14 protein-coding genes are annotated in these 13,331 nt (G+C 69.3%); 4 read left to right on the top strand and 10 right to left on the bottom strand.

The window, feature by feature from the left end; genetic code table 11:
* Nucleotides 1-39: 39 nt before the first annotated feature.
* Nucleotides 40-792, bottom strand: a complete 753-nt coding sequence (fabG, locus tag LZ017_RS13175; protein ID WP_241397290.1) for a 3-oxoacyl-ACP reductase FabG — start codon at nucleotides 790-792, stop codon at nucleotides 40-42.
* Complete coding sequence (locus LZ017_RS13180) at nucleotides 789-1,373, bottom strand: YqiA/YcfP family alpha/beta fold hydrolase (RefSeq protein ID WP_241397291.1); 585 nt, start codon at nucleotides 1,371-1,373, stop codon at nucleotides 789-791. Before LZ017_RS13180 ends, fabG begins: the two co-directional genes overlap by 4 nt.
* A gap of 185 nt (nucleotides 1,374-1,558) precedes the next feature.
* Here LZ017_RS13180 and LZ017_RS13185 point away from each other — a divergent pair, with 185 nt between their 5' ends.
* Nucleotides 1,559-4,240, top strand: coding sequence for a zinc-dependent metalloprotease (locus LZ017_RS13185; RefSeq protein ID WP_241397292.1), 2,682 nt, complete (start codon nucleotides 1,559-1,561; stop codon nucleotides 4,238-4,240).
* 92 nt (nucleotides 4,241-4,332) lie between these two features.
* Here the strand turns inward: LZ017_RS13185 and LZ017_RS13190 are convergent, their stop codons facing one another.
* The 8 genes from LZ017_RS13190 to LZ017_RS13225 all read right to left on the bottom strand — a co-directional run bounded on the left by LZ017_RS13190 (nucleotide 4,333) and on the right by LZ017_RS13225 (nucleotide 12,143).
* Nucleotides 4,333-5,331: a CBASS cGAMP-activated phospholipase gene (locus LZ017_RS13190; RefSeq protein ID WP_241397293.1), complete on the bottom strand. Its 999-nt coding sequence runs from the start codon at nucleotides 5,329-5,331 to the stop codon at nucleotides 4,333-4,335.
* Entirely contained in the window at nucleotides 5,328-5,810 is a 483-nt protein-coding gene (locus LZ017_RS13195; protein WP_241397294.1) for a hypothetical protein, read from the bottom strand. The genes LZ017_RS13190 and LZ017_RS13195 overlap by 4 nt, the downstream gene beginning before the upstream one ends.
* The gene (locus tag LZ017_RS13200; protein WP_241397295.1) at nucleotides 5,797-6,168 is read right to left on the bottom strand and encodes a type II toxin-antitoxin system Phd/YefM family antitoxin; all 372 of its coding nucleotides are present in this window, start codon (nucleotides 6,166-6,168) and stop codon (nucleotides 5,797-5,799) included. Before LZ017_RS13200 ends, LZ017_RS13195 begins: the two co-directional genes overlap by 14 nt.
* Before the next feature lie 231 nt (nucleotides 6,169-6,399).
* Nucleotides 6,400-7,497 carry an AI-2E family transporter gene (locus LZ017_RS13205; protein ID WP_241397296.1) on the bottom strand — a complete coding sequence of 366 codons (1,098 nt, stop codon included), beginning with the start codon at nucleotides 7,495-7,497 and terminating at the stop codon, nucleotides 6,400-6,402.
* 238 nt (nucleotides 7,498-7,735) lie between these two features.
* The gene (gene mpl / locus LZ017_RS13210; protein WP_241397297.1) at nucleotides 7,736-9,142 is read right to left on the bottom strand and encodes a UDP-N-acetylmuramate:L-alanyl-gamma-D-glutamyl-meso-diaminopimelate ligase; all 1,407 of its coding nucleotides are present in this window, start codon (nucleotides 9,140-9,142) and stop codon (nucleotides 7,736-7,738) included.
* 13 nt (nucleotides 9,143-9,155) lie between these two features.
* On the bottom strand, nucleotides 9,156-9,827 hold the full coding sequence (locus tag LZ017_RS13215) for an HAD family phosphatase (RefSeq protein WP_241397298.1): 672 nt from the start codon (nucleotides 9,825-9,827) through the stop codon (nucleotides 9,156-9,158).
* 10 nt (nucleotides 9,828-9,837) lie between these two features.
* Nucleotides 9,838-11,124, bottom strand: coding sequence for a glutamate-1-semialdehyde 2,1-aminomutase (gene hemL / locus LZ017_RS13220; RefSeq protein WP_241397299.1), 1,287 nt, complete (start codon nucleotides 11,122-11,124; stop codon nucleotides 9,838-9,840).
* 65 nt (nucleotides 11,125-11,189) lie between these two features.
* The gene (locus LZ017_RS13225; RefSeq protein ID WP_374109918.1) at nucleotides 11,190-12,143 is read right to left on the bottom strand and encodes a hydroxymethylpyrimidine/phosphomethylpyrimidine kinase; all 954 of its coding nucleotides are present in this window, start codon (nucleotides 12,141-12,143) and stop codon (nucleotides 11,190-11,192) included.
* 169 nt (nucleotides 12,144-12,312) lie between these two features.
* Between LZ017_RS13225 and LZ017_RS13230 the strand changes: the two genes are divergently transcribed.
* Genes LZ017_RS13230 through LZ017_RS13240 form a run of 3 tightly spaced genes read left to right on the top strand, consistent with a single transcriptional unit; the run spans nucleotide 12,313 to nucleotide 13,331 of the window.
* A complete protein-coding gene (locus LZ017_RS13230; protein WP_277604685.1) occupies nucleotides 12,313-12,504 on the top strand; it encodes a rubredoxin in 192 nt (63 codons plus the stop codon).
* A gap of 30 nt (nucleotides 12,505-12,534) precedes the next feature.
* Entirely contained in the window at nucleotides 12,535-12,930 is a 396-nt protein-coding gene (locus LZ017_RS13235) for a PleD family two-component system response regulator (RefSeq protein ID WP_241397300.1), read from the top strand.
* Between the two features lie 35 nt (nucleotides 12,931-12,965).
* Nucleotides 12,966-13,331: a response regulator transcription factor gene (locus tag LZ017_RS13240; protein ID WP_241397301.1), complete on the top strand. Its 366-nt coding sequence runs from the start codon at nucleotides 12,966-12,968 to the stop codon at nucleotides 13,329-13,331.

Genomic DNA, 13,331 nt, shown 5'->3' on the forward strand with positions numbered 1-13,331 from the left:
CCACAGGCGGCGTGGGCAAGTCGGCAGGGAAGGGTGGGGTCAAACCGTCATGCCGCCGGACACTTCGAGCACGGCGCCGTTGACATAGCTGGCCTCGTCGCTGGCCAGGAAGGCGTAGACGCTGGCGATCTCCTCGGGCCGGCCCAGGCGCTTCAGCGGCACATGGGCGCGCATCTCGTCCATCACCTTGTCGGGGATGGTGGCGAGGATGGGCGTCTCGATGAAGCCCGGCGCCACCGCGTTGACGCGCACGCCCTTGGGGCCCAGCTCGCGGCTCCAGGTCTTGGTGAAACCGATCACGCCGAACTTGCTGGCGGCGTAGTTGGTCTGGCCGAAGTTGCCGTAGATACCCACCACCGAGCTGGCGTTGAGGATCACGCCCGCGCCCTGCGCCACCATGGTGTCCGCGACCGCCTGCGCGCAGTGGAAGACGGCGCGCAGGTTGACGTCGATCACCGCGTCGAACTGCTCCTCGGTCATCTTCTGCAGCCGTGCGTCGCGGGTGATGCCGGCGTTATTGACCAGCACGTCGACGCGGCCGAAGCGGGCCTTGACCTCGGCCACCATGGCGTCGACCTGCGCGCGCTCGGTGACCGACAGCGCGAAGCCCAGCGCCTGGGCGCCCAGCGCGCGGCATTGCGCGACGGCGGCGTCCACGCCGTCCTGGCGCAGGTCGCAGACGACGACGATCGCGCCCTCGGCGGCGAACTTCAGCGCGGTCGCCAGGCCTATGCCCTGGGCGGCGCCGGTGATGATGGAAACCTTGTTCTGCAGACGTTGAGAAGCGCTCATAGCTGGAGGAAGTCGATCAGGTCGGGAAGGTGGTCGTCGAAGTCGCTGAGGCCGTGGTCGCTGCCTTCGAGCAGCTTGATGCGGCAGCCGGCGTAGCGGGCGCTCATCTCGTGCCAGTCCAGCAGTTCGTCGCCCTTGGCGATCACGGCCATCAGGCGCTCGGGATGGGCCAGCGCGCCGACCTGCAGCGCGCGCAGCTCGTCGACGAATTCGGGGCGGAAGAAGAAACGCTCTTCCGGGTTCTGCCAACAGCGCTGCTCGCCGATGTAGGCGGCCAGGTCGCGTGCCGGGTCCACCGCGGGGTTGAGCAGCGCGGCGCGGCAGCCGCGCTGCTGCGCCACATGGGTGGCGTAGAAGCCGCCCAGCGAGCTGCCCATCACCGCCATGGTCGCGGCGGGCCAGTCCTGCGTCAGCCGATGAACCAAGCTCATGGCCTCGCGCGGCGAAGGCGGCAGCTGCGGGCATTCGAAACGCAGATCCGGGCGCTGATCGCCCACCCATTGCGCCATGCGGCGCGCCTTGGCAGAGGCGGGGGAGGAGCGGAATCCGTGCAGGTAGAGAAAGTGGGTGGTGCGCGTCATCACGCGGCAGTCTAGCCGTGCGCCGCGCGCGCCCGCTGTCCGGCACGCGTCAGTGCGCCGGAGGGCGATGCGACGAAATCCGGCTTTCGCATCTTCAGCTGCTGTTTGTCACATTGACGCGCGACGGTGCCGCGGCCAAAGTGCCGGCTTTGCCAACCACAGGGCCGCGAGAGCCCGTCAATGCAATGATCGAGACCCAGAAGCTGTCGGCCGTGGCCCTTGCCGCCACGCTGATGCTGAGCGCCTGCGCCAGCAACCCCACCGCGCCCGATGCCGCCGCCGCCGACAAGAGCGCCGCGGCGCCCGCCGCCGCCAAGCCGGCCGGTGCCGCCGCCACGCCGGCCGCCGGTGCGCCGGCCGCACGCCCCGCCGAGCCGGGCGCGCCCAAGCCCTTCGCCGAGGTCAGCAAGGACGCAAAGCGCCAGGACGGCCTGTTCCCCGTCTGGCGCAAGGACGACAAGGTCTGGATCGAGATTCCCAAGGCGGGCTTCAACAAGCCCTTCCTGTTCACCGTCAACAATGCCGACGCGGTCGGCGAGCGCGGCCTCTACGCCAGCCAGATGGGCCGCGCCCACATGGCCGAATGGCGCCGCATCGGCAACCAGATCCAGCTGGTGGCGCTGAACACCAAGTTCCGCGCCGAAGGCGGCGGCAAGCTGGCCGCCGAGCAGGCCTTCTCGCCCAGCCTGCTGGCTTCGGCTACCGTGGCCAGTGCCGAGCACCCCGAGCGCAAGTCCGTGCTGATCGACGCCAGCCTGCTGCTCACCGACATCCCGGGGCTGTCCACCCGCCTGGAGATGGCGTACCGGCTGCCATTCGCGCCGGACCGCGCCAACTCCTTCTTCGAAGCCGCACGCGCCGACGCCGAGCTGACCACGCTGACCGCGCGCATGCACTTCGCGACGGCACGCATCCCGGCGCCGCCGCTGATGCCCGCGCCGGTGCCCACCCCGACGCCGCCGCAGGCCACGCCGGACCCGCGCAGCCTGTTCGTGAGCTTCGTCTACAGCTTCAAGGCCCTGCCCGAGACGCCCATGGCCACGCGCCGCCTGGATCCGCGTCTGGGCCACTTCATGGAGTCCTATACCGACCTGGGCGACGACAGCAAGGCCAACCCGCGCGTCCACCTGGTCAAGCGCTGGCGCCTGGAGAAGAAGGACCCCGCCGCCGCGCTGAGCGAACCGGTCAAGCCCATCGTGTACTGGATGGACAAGAACATTCCGCCCAAGTACCGCCCAGCGGTCGAGGCCGGCATCCTGGAGTGGAACAAGGCCTTCGAGAAGATCGGTTTCAAGAACGCCGTGGTGGCCAAGCAGCAGCCGGATGACGCCGACTGGGACAACATGGACGCGGGCCATGCCTCCATCCGCTGGTTCGTCGGCGCCGACGTGGGCTTCGCGATCGGCCCCAGCCACGCGGATCCGCGCACCGGCGAAATCCTGGACGCCGACATCGGCATGAGCGATGTGTTCGTCCGCGGCGGCCGCACCTTCATCGCCGAGGATGTGCCCAAGGCCCAGGCTCACGCGGGCCACGCGCATGGCGAGGACGCCTACTGCAACTACGCCAGCGAGGCCGCGGCCGAGATGGACTTCGCGCTGGACCTGCTGGAAGCGCGCGGCGATCTCGCCCCCGACAGCCCCGAGGCCGATGCCTTCGTGGCTGCGCGCATCAAGGACGTGATCATGCACGAGGTGGGCCACACCCTGGGCCTGAAGCACAACTTCAAGGCCTCGACCACCATCAGCAACAAGCAGCTGCAGGACAAGGACTTCACCGAGAAGCACGGCATCTCCGGCTCGGTGATGGACTACAACGCCTACAACATCGCGCTGAAGGGCGAGCCGCAGGCCAGCTTCAACAACACCACGCTGGGTGCCTACGACTACTGGGCCATCGAGTACGCGTACAAGCAGGTGCCGCAGGCCGCCGAGGCCGCCGAGTTGGCCCGCATCGCCGCACGCAGCACCGAGCCGGCGCTGGCTTATGCCGACGATGCCGATGCCGACGCGCATGGCGGCATCGACCCGCTGGCCAACCGCTTCGACCTGGGCGACGACCCGCTGGCCTACTACAAGCGCCGCCTGAAGCTCTCGCAGGAGCTGTGGGCGCGCGTGCAGGATCGCGCGCCGGTGGCGGGCGAGGACCCGCTGCGCCAGCGCCGTTCGCTGCTGAGCGGCTTCGGCCAGCTGGCACGCTCGTCCGACCTGGTGGGCAAATATGTCGGCGGCATGCACATGCAGCGTGACCTGCCCGGCAGCGGCACCGGCCGCACCGCGTTCAAGCCGGTCGATCCGGCCAAGCAGCGCGAGGCCCTGCAGTTCCTGGCCAGCGGCCTGTTCAGCGCCGACAGCTTCCGCTTCAAGCCGGAATTCCTGTCCACGCTGCAGGTGGACTACAACGAGTGGGACCGCCAGGGCCCGGTCGACGTGGCCGCCGCTGTGGCGCGCGTGCAGAACGCCGCGCTGGACCGCCTGATGAACGCGCAGACCGCGCAGCGCCTGATCAACCTGCCCGGTTTCGTGCCGGCGGCCCAGCGCAAGGGTCTGATCTCGCTGAACGAGGTCTACGGCACGCTGCAGAACAGCATCTGGAGCGAGCTCAAGAGCGGGGCCGAGATCGACCGCCTGCGTCGCAATCTGCAGCGCGAGTACCTCAAGCGCGTGCAGGGCAACCTGACCCGGTCGGGCGGCAGCGCCCAGATGGCCGACGCCTACGCCATCCTGCGCCTGCATGCCACCGAGCTGCAGGGCCAGTTGCGCGCGGCGCTGGGCAAGGGCGGCCATTCGGTCGAGACCCGCGCGCACATCGCCGAGAGCCTGGACCTGCTGTCCAGCATCCTCAAGGCGAACATGCAGCGCAGCTGATGGTCCCGGCCGCCGGGGCGCCTCGCGCGTCCCGGACGGATGAGGCCCAAATGGCAAGAGGCCCGGCAATGCCGGGCCTTTTTCGTTTGATGTCAGAGCATCGCCATCAGCCGGGCGCGCTGCGCGGGCTCCAGCTGCTGGCGCGCCAGGTCGTCGGCGAGCGACAGCAGGATCTTGGTGCTGGTTGGCGTGGCCACGTCGAAGTCCACTTGGCCGACCTGGGCGGCGCTGGGGTGGGCGTTCAGGCGCAGATAACGCGTCGGTCCCAGCAGTGCCGCGCACTGTTCGACGGCATGCAGTTCCTGGGCATGCATGCATAGCTCGATGGTCGGTGCGGCCCAGCCCAGTCCGCGCTGCGGCAGCTTGGCCGGGTCACGCCCGGCCAGCGGGTTTGCCGTGCCGACGCTGAGCAGACGCAGCTCGGCGCCGGGCCACAGGGTCTGCGCGGCGCGCAGCGCGAGCAGGTCCGGCGCATTGGCGGCCAGGCCGCCGTCCACGAACAGATGGCCGGCCACGCGGTGCGAGGGGAAATGCGCCGGCGCCGCCGAGGTCGCCAGCATCGCATCCATCAGGCTCAGGCCCAGCCGGTCGGCCTGGCCGGAGCCCTTGCTGCCCAGCAGATGCAGCCGCGACGAGGTCCAGTCCACCGTCGTCAGCAGCAGCGGCCGGGGATGCTCGGCCAATGGCGCCGCGGCCTGCTGCGCGCCCACGCACTCCTGGATCGCGCGCCGCAGCCGGCGCGGGTCGTAGGGGGCCTTGCCGACCAGCTTGCGCAGCGCGCGCAGGCGCAGCGGCGGAAAGATGCGGGGCCCGTGGCGCTGCAGGGTCTGCGCCAGGCGCGCCGCCGAACTGCCCAGCGACAGGCCGCAGGCGAGGATGCCGCCGATCGAGGTCCCCACGATGAGATCGAAGCGCTCGCCGATGGGGCGGGCCAAGCCGGGTGCGGCGCCGGCGTCCAGAGCCGCTTCCAGCCGGGCCAGCAACTGAGCCGAAAAAAGACCGCGATAGCCGCCGCCGCTGAGGCTCAGCACCTTCACCTGCCGGGGCCCGCTGTCCGGCGTTCCCCTGGGAAGCTGGAACTGGGGCGTCATGCCGCGTCGGGGTCTTCTTGCGCGATCACCTCGACCGCCAGGCCGCGGCTGGCGGCCTGGTGCAGGTAGCGGGCCTCGTACTCCACATAGGTCAGCCCCAGCGCATCGGCCGAGGCCAGCAGCAGCCGCACGTCCTGCTCCACCTCGGCCAGGCCTTCGTCAGTCTCGAACTGCAACGGGCTGCGCGTGCGCCAGTGGCGCCAGCGGTCGATCACGTCGGCGGTGACGTCGATCAAAGTACCGCCTTCGACCACGTAGCGGCTCTTGAGCCGCTCCAGCGCGCGCAGCCATTCGTCGCGGTGGTCGGCGTCGTCGGCATCGGTGTCGATCACCGACTGCACCAGCGCGACGGACAGGTTGCTGATGAAGCAGTCCTGCGCGGACACGCGGTCGGCCCACTGGATGGCATGGGTGCGCTGCAGGCACAGCCCCAGCAGCAGATCCGGCCCGAGCAGGTAGCGCGTGCTACTTGCCGGCATGTCGGGGCAGCTTGAACTGCGAGGCCTTGGGGCGCTTCAGGTAGCTGCTGCCAGAGTCCAGCGGCCGCGGCGGCTGCTCGACGCTGCGGATGATGTCGCCCAGCGAGCGGGTTTTCTTGTTCTGCTGCGCGAGGGCGATGACCTGGTCCTCGCTGAGCAGCACATAGCGGCGCCGTCCCTGTTGGATCACCTGCACCCGCCCATGGTTCACGTTGTCCAGCACTTCGCCGTAGCTGGCCTTGAACTTGGAGATCGGGGTCGGCTTGGCATCCAGCGTGACGCCGCTGATGGCATCCACCAGCGAAGCGGCCGCGCGGAAGAACAGATCGGAACCCGGATTCAGAAAGTTGGCAAACATCGTCGAATCCCAGAATGTGGTCAGATTGACCAGGCTAGTTGGTCAAGTTGGGCGATTATGCGGATTTTCAACCGCCCTGTCTCTGGCCCGGATCAGGGGCAAACCGCCTTTGACCCTTCATTCTTCGCGCTCCGCGAAGCAGACGGCGGCCAGCGCCGCCTGCATTTCGCTCACATGGGCGGTGGCGGGCAAGGCGGATGCCTGACGCCCCGCACGGAGAGGGTCTGGGCTTCACTCCTCGCCGGGGGCCTCGGGCGCGGTGTCCGCGTGGATGTTGCGGCGCTCCGCCGCGACGATGTCCCAGACGGCGATGAACATCGCCGCCACCAGCGGCCCGATCACGAAGCCGTTCAGCCCGAACACCGCCATGCCGCCCAGCGTGGACAGCAGCACCACATAGTCGGGCATCTTGGTGTCCTTGCCCACGAGCAAGGGGCGCAGCAGGTTGTCCACCAGGCCGATCACCAGGGTGCCGAACACGATCAGCCCGAGACCGCCGGCCACCTGTCCGACGGCCAGCAGGTACAGCGCCACCGGCAGCCAGACCAGGCCGGCGCCCACTGCTGGCAGCAGCGACAGAAAGGCCATCAGCGTGGCCCACAGCACCGGGGCATGGATGTCCAGCACCCAGAAGGCCAGCCCGCCCAGTGCGCCCTGCAGCGCGGCCACGGCGATGTTGCCCTTCACGGTGGCGCGGATCACGGTGCGGAATTTCTCGCCCAGTTGGCGCTTGTAGGGGTCGGGCAGCGGCAGCGCGTCACGGATGCGCAGCGTCAGCTGCTCGCCGTCGCGCAGCAGAAAGAACAACAGATAGAGCATCACGAAGAAGCTCACCAGCGCGTCGAAGGTGTCCTGGCCGAAGCCCAGCGCCTTGGTCGCGAGGAACTGGCTGCCCTGGTTCAGCGCGGCGACCAGCTTGTCCTGCACGCCGGCGAAGTCGCTGAGCCCGAAGCGCTCCAGCAGCTGCAGCAGGCTGCCAGGCAGGGCCGCGTAGATCTGCTGGATGTAGGTGCTGAAGCTGAACTGGCCGGACTTGAACAGACCGTAGACCGTCGTCGCCTCCTGCACCAGCGCCCCCATCACGAAGGCCAGCGGCAGCACGACCAGCAGCAGGATGACGACGATGGTGCCCAGCGCCGCCAGGTTCGGGCGCCGGCCGCGCGCCTGCAGCCGCCGGTACAGCGGTCGGAACACGATGGACATCGCCACGGCCCACAGCACCGCGCTCATCATGGGCCAGAGGATCCAGCCGAAGGCCAGCGTGACCAGGCTCAGGACCAGCAGGAAGCTGCGGTTGTGCAGGGCTTGGGGAACGGGAGGAAGAGGCATCGGCTCGGCGGGGCGGAAGTGAAGGGCGGGCGAGCGGTGGCTCACCCGTGGCGGGGTCACTCTAGCGTTTTTTGCCGCGGTCGCCACCGGTGCGCGCCAGCGGTCCGCCGCAGCCGGGCGGGACGCCGCGGGCCGAGCGAACACACGGCCCGCCAGCTTGGTCGGGACAAACCGCCGCCCGCTGCCGAGTCGGGTCGCTTGAAGCCGGGGCGCCGTCGGTGCTGGCCCCGGACGTCGCTCAGCGTCCGGCCTTGGCCGCCAGTGCCGCGAGCAGCTTGTCGTGGATGCCGCCGAAGCCGCCGTTGCTCATGCACAGCAGGTGGTCACCGGGGCGGGCCTCGGCGACCAGCTGGCGCACCAGCTCGTCCACATCGGCACCGACGCGCGCCTGCGCGCCCAGCGGCGCGAGCGCCTCGGCCGCGTCCCAGGACAGGCCGGACTGGTTGCAGAAGCTCAGGTCGGCCTCTTCCAGCGCCCAGGGCAGCTGGGCCTTCATCGTGCCCAGCTTCATGGTGTTGGAGCGCGGTTCGAACACGGCCAGGATGCGCTCGGCCGGCGCGATGCGCCGGCGCAGGCCGTTGATGGTGGTGTGCATCGCCGTCGGGTGGTGGGCGAAGTCGTCGTAGACCTTGATGCCTCCGACCTCGCCGCGCAGCTCCAGCCGGCGCTTGACGTTGCGGAACTCCGCCAGCGCGGCCGCCGACTGTTCCGGCGTGACGCCCACATGCTCGGCCGCGGCGATCGCGGCCAGCGCATTGAGCTGGTTGTGCTCGCCGGACAGTTCCCATTGCACATGGGCGACCTTGAGGCTGCCGCGCAGCACGTCGAAGCTCTGCGGTTCGCCGCGGGCGCGCAGGCAGCCCGGCTCTTCCTTGCGCGCGCCGAAGCGCTGCACTTCGCTCCAGCAACCGCGCGCGAGCACACGCTGCAGCGCCTCCTCGCGTGCGTTCACGACCAGCCGACCGCTGGCGGGCACGGTGCGCACCAGGTGATGGAACTGGGTTTCGATCGCCGCCAGGTCGGGAAAGATGTCGGCGTGATCGTGCTCCAGGTTGTTCAGGATCGCGGTGCGCGGCCGGTAGTGGACGAACTTGCTGCGCTTGTCGAAGAAGGCGGTGTCGTACTCGTCGGCCTCGATGACGAAGGGCGCCCCCACGCCCGGCCCTGGGCGGGCCTCGCTGCCGCCCAGGCGCGCCGAGACACCGAAGTTCTGCGGCACGCCACCGACCAGGAAGCCCGGGCGCAGTCCGGCATGCTCCAGGATCCACGCGAGCATGGAGGTGGTGGTGGTCTTGCCGTGGGTGCCGGCCACCGCCAGTACATGGCGGCCTTGCAGCACATGCTCGGCCAGCCATTGCGGGCCGCTGACATAGGGCAGGCCGGCGTCCAGGATGGCTTCCATCAGCGGGAAACGGCCTTCGCTGGAGCGGGTGACGACATTGCCGATCACGAACAGGTCGGGCTTCAGGTCCAGCTGCTCGGCGCCGAAGCCGCTGATCAGCGCGATGCCCAGTTGCTCCAGCTGGGTGGACATTGGCGGGTAGACGTTGGCATCGCAGCCGGTGACCTTGTGGCCGGCCTCGCGGGCCAGCGCGGCCAGCCCGCCCATGAAGGTGCCGCAGATGCCGAGGATGTGAATGTGCATGGGGTGGATGTTTTCAGGAAAACCAGTCGGGCACCAGGGGGAGGGCCAGCGGCAGCGCCGCCAGCACCGTGCAGCGCGGGGCGATCTGCGGGTCGGGCGCTTTGAGGTCGGGCACCAGCACCACGCCCATGCCCGCGCTCAGCGCGCCCTGGGCGCCGTAGCTGGAGTCCTCGAAGACCAGGCAGTCGGCGCCAGTGAGCGCGAGCGAACGGGCGGCCAGTTCGAAGAGGTCGGGATGGGGCTTGCCGCGCGCCACCTGGTCGCCGCCGTGGACGGCGTCGAAGCAGTCCAGCAGGCCGGCGCGGCGCAGCCGCCGCAGCACCTCGGCATGGCGGGTGGAGGAGGCCAGCGCCAGCGGCACGCCGCGCGTCCGCAGCGCGTCCAGCAGCTCGCGCGCGCCGGGCTTGAGGGCGAAGCCCTGCGCGCCCAACTGGGCGTCGACGCGGGCGTCGACCTCGGCATAGGCCGCCTCGGCCGCGGAGGGGCCGCCGAAGCGGGGCGCCAGCAGGGCCAGCGTGTCCGGCTTGTTGCGCCCGACGGTGAGCAGGTAGTCCGCAGCGCCGAAGTCCACGCCGCGTTCGGCGGCGACGCCCAGCCAGGCGTCGCGCAGCGGCCGCTCCGAATCCAGCAGCAGCCCGTCCATGTCGAACACGGCGGCGCGATAGCGGCGCAGCGTCGCGCTCATCGCGCCAGGCTCAGCGCAGGGCCTCGCGCGCGGCGTCCAGGGTGGCCTGCAGGTCGGCCTCGCTGAGCGCGGCGCTGACGAAGCCGGCCTCGTACAGCGCCGGCGCCAGATAGACGCCGCGATCCAGCATGCCGTGGAAGAAGCGGTTGAAGCGGTCCTTGTCCGTGCCCATCACCGTCTGGTAGTTCTGCGGCAGTTCCGGCAGCAGGAAGAAGCCGAACATGCCGCCTTCGCTGTCGGCGCTGAAGGGGACGCCGTTCTGCGCCGCCACGGCCTTCAGCCCGTCCACCAGGCGGCGCGTCTTGGCCGCCAGCTCGGTGAAGAAGCCGGGCTTCTGGATCTCGCGCAGCGTGGCCAGGCCGCAGGCCGTCGCCACCGGGTTGCCCGACAACGTGCCGGCCTGGTAGACGCCGCCCAGCGGAGCCAGGTGCTTCATGATCTCGCGGCTGGCTCCGAAGGCGGCCAGCGGCATGCCGCCGCCGATCACCTTGCCGAACACGCTGATGTCGGGCTTGAAGCCGGGGATCAGCGACGCGTAATGGCCCTGGGCGCTGTGCAGGCCGACGCGGAAGCCGGTCATCACCTCGTCGAAGACCAGCAGCGCGCCGTGCTCGCTGCACAGCTCGCGCAGGCGTTTCACGAAGGGCAGCGCGGCGCGCACGAAATTCATGTTGCCGGCGATGGGCTCGATGATCACGCAGGCCAGCTCGCGGCCGTGCAGCGCGAAGGCCTCTTCCAGCTGCGCGAGGTTGTTGTACTCCAGCACCACCGTGTGCTGGGCGACCTCGGCGGGCACGCCCGCGCTGGTGGGGTTGCCGAAGGTGGCAAGGCCCGACCCCGCCTTCACCAGCAGTGAATCGGTGTGGCCGTGGTAGCAGCCCTCGAACTTGATGAACTTGGAGCGGCCGGTGGCGCCGCGCGCGAGACGGATCGCGCTCATGGTCGCCTCGGTGCCGGAACTGACCAGGCGCACCTGTTCCATGGAGGGCACCAGCTTGAGGATTTCCTCGGCCAGCTCGATCTCGCGCTCGGTCGGCGCGCCAAAGGAGAAGCCCTCGCGCGCCGCAGCCAGCACGGCCTCGAGCACCGCGGGATGGCCGTGGCCCAGGATCATCGGGCCCCAGGAGCCGATGTAGTCGATGTAGCGGCGCCCTTCGGCGTCATAGATGTAGGCGCCTTCGCCACGCGCGATGAAGCGCGGCGTGCCGCCGACGGCGCGGAAGGCGCGCACGGGGGAGTTCACGCCGCCGGGGATCACCTGCTGGGCGCGTTCGAAGAGGGCTTGGTTGCTGCTCATGGTGGAAGCGGGCGCCGGTGGGCGCCGGTGGGGACTGCGGAATGCGCGACTGTGCGCAGAGCGGATCAGTGAATGCGTTTACCCGGGCCGCGCGGCGGCGGCTCGTCGCTGAGCTGGGGGACCTCGCCGGACTCGACATAGGGCTGCCCGTCCTCGCCCTCCTCGCCGGGCGGCAAGGCCCAGAAGAAGCGGTCGGGGACGACGTTGCCCATGCCGGGCCGGAAGCCGGCTTCCAGGGTTTGGTCCAGGAAGGCCAGCGCCTCGCCGACGGCCGCGTGCGTCTCCGCGCCGACCGACAGCAACGCGGCCAGCGCGGCCGACAGCGTGTCGCCGGCGCCGATGAAGCTGGCCTCGAAGCGCTCGAACTTTTCGCCGGTGATCGCGCCCTGCGGGCCGGCCAGCACGTTGTCCACATGCTGGTTGGGCAGGTTGATGCCGGTCACCAGCACATGGTCGGCGCCATGCTGGGCCGCGGCGACCGCCAGCTCGCGCGGCGACGCGGGGCGCTCGTTGTCCCAGTCGGGCAGCAGGAAATCGGTGAGGGTCTTGTGGTTGCCCACCAGCACGGCGGTCTGCGGCAGCACCAGCTCGCGGAAGGCGTCCATGTAGCTCTGCTGCTGTTCCTCGTCCAGCCAGGCAATGCTGGGCATGTAGGCGACCAGAGGCAGGTCGGGGTAGTCGGACAACACCTCGGCGACCGCCGCAATGCCCTCGGCGCTGCCCAGGAAGCCCACCTTCCAGGCCGCCACCGGCACGTCTTCCAGGATGGAGCGCGCCTGCTCGACGATGGTGTCGCTCTCCAGCGTCTGGTGCTCGAAGACCTCCGCGGTATCGCGCAGCACGATGGCGGTGACCACCGGCAGCGCGTGGGCGCCCATGGCCGCGATGGTGGCGATGTCGCCGCCCAGGCCGCCGGCGCCACTGGGGTCGCTGGCGTTGAAGCTCATCACGCAGGCGGGAGGAGGGGACTCCTGTTCGTCCTGGCTGAGGGGGTGTTCGGACGGGTCTTGGTGGCTCATGGCGTGGATGTTGACGGCGGCGCGGACAGCGCACCACCCGAGTGGCGGGAGCGGCCGCCGGCACGGCCGTGCGTGTGATGGAGCACCGGATTTGGCTGTTGTTTCATCGGTACTTCTTCGCTCCGGACGGCACGGGGGCCGTGGCTACAATCTTGCGGTCATTGTAGTGATGCAAAACTATTCCATCGTGAGCGAGACCAAGACTTGGATGTGCCTGATCTGCGGCTGGATTTACGACGAGGCCGCCGGTGATCCCGAGCACGGCATCGCCCCGGGCACGCGCTGGGAGGACGTGGACATGAACTGGACCTGTCCCGAGTGCGGTGCGCGCAAGGAAGACTTCGAAATGGTCCAGATTTGACGGGCCCACGGCCCGGTTGGGAGACATGGCGTGGAATCCAGCACAAGTCCGAAGACGACGACCAAGGTGCTGGTGATCGATGACAGCAACACCATCCGCCGCAGTGCCGAGATCTTTCTCAAGCAGGGGGGACACGAGGTGGTGCTGGCGGAGGATGGCTTCGACGCCCTGGCCAAACTCAGCGATTACCAGCCCGACCTGGTCTTCTGCGACATCCTGATGCCGCGCCTGGACGGCTATCAGACCTGTGCCATCATCAAGCGCAACCCCCAGTTCGCTGCGGTGCCGGTCATCATGCTTTCCTCCAAGGACGGCTTGTTCGACAAGGCGCGCGGTCGCATGGTCGGGTCGCAGGACTATCTGACCAAGCCCTTCACCAAGGACCAACTGCTGCAGGCCGTGCAGCAGCACCGGCGCGCGGCCTGATCCGCGAGCATTCGGGCGAGCAGCGAGGAGCATCCATGCCCATCCAGAAGATTCTGCTGGTTGACGATTCCAAGACCGAGCTCTATGCGCTCAGCGAAATGCTGACCAAGCGCGGCTACAGCGTGCGCACTGCCGAGAACGGCGAAGAGGCGATGAAGCGCCTGGCCGAGGAGCGCCCCGACCTGATCCTGATGGACGTCGTGATGCCCGGGCAGAACGGCTTCCAGCTCACCCGCTCCATCACGCGCGACGAGCGCTATGCCGGCGTGCCGGTGATCATGTGCACCAGCAAGGGCCAGGAGACCGACAAGGTCTGGGGTATGCGCCAGGGCGCGCGCGACTACGTCGTCAAACCTGTCAAGGCCGAGGAGTTGATGGCCAAGATCAAGGCCCTGGGCTGA

Source organism: Pelomonas sp. CA6 (assembly GCF_022549225.1).
Taxonomy (GTDB): Bacteria; Pseudomonadota; Gammaproteobacteria; order Burkholderiales; family Burkholderiaceae_C; genus Roseateles.

What these genes read in the sequence shown, in the direction of transcription:
- LZ017_RS13215 (WP_241397298.1), bottom strand. Translation starts at nt 9,827, where the DNA reads ATGAGCGCGACGCTGCGCCGCTATCGCGCCGCCGTGTTCGACATGGAC.
- LZ017_RS13230 (WP_277604685.1), top strand. Translation starts at nt 12,313, where the DNA reads ATGCAAAACTATTCCATCGTGAGCGAGACCAAGACTTGGATGTGCCTG.
- mpl (WP_241397297.1), bottom strand. Translation starts at nt 9,142, where the DNA reads ATGCACATTCACATCCTCGGCATCTGCGGCACCTTCATGGGCGGGCTG.
- LZ017_RS13225 (WP_374109918.1), bottom strand. Translation starts at nt 12,143, where the DNA reads ATGAGCCACCAAGACCCGTCCGAACACCCCCTCAGCCAGGACGAACAG.
- fabG (WP_241397290.1), bottom strand. Translation starts at nt 792, where the DNA reads ATGAGCGCTTCTCAACGTCTGCAGAACAAGGTTTCCATCATCACCGGC.
- LZ017_RS13195 (WP_241397294.1), bottom strand. Translation starts at nt 5,810, where the DNA reads ATGCCGGCAAGTAGCACGCGCTACCTGCTCGGGCCGGATCTGCTGCTG.
- LZ017_RS13205 (WP_241397296.1), bottom strand. Translation starts at nt 7,497, where the DNA reads ATGCCTCTTCCTCCCGTTCCCCAAGCCCTGCACAACCGCAGCTTCCTG.
- hemL (WP_241397299.1), bottom strand. Translation starts at nt 11,124, where the DNA reads ATGAGCAGCAACCAAGCCCTCTTCGAACGCGCCCAGCAGGTGATCCCC.
- LZ017_RS13180 (WP_241397291.1), bottom strand. Translation starts at nt 1,373, where the DNA reads ATGACGCGCACCACCCACTTTCTCTACCTGCACGGATTCCGCTCCTCC.
- LZ017_RS13185 (WP_241397292.1), top strand. Translation starts at nt 1,559, where the DNA reads ATGATCGAGACCCAGAAGCTGTCGGCCGTGGCCCTTGCCGCCACGCTG.
- LZ017_RS13200 (WP_241397295.1), bottom strand. Translation starts at nt 6,168, where the DNA reads ATGTTTGCCAACTTTCTGAATCCGGGTTCCGATCTGTTCTTCCGCGCG.
- LZ017_RS13190 (WP_241397293.1), bottom strand. Translation starts at nt 5,331, where the DNA reads ATGACGCCCCAGTTCCAGCTTCCCAGGGGAACGCCGGACAGCGGGCCC.
- LZ017_RS13240 (WP_241397301.1), top strand. Translation starts at nt 12,966, where the DNA reads ATGCCCATCCAGAAGATTCTGCTGGTTGACGATTCCAAGACCGAGCTC.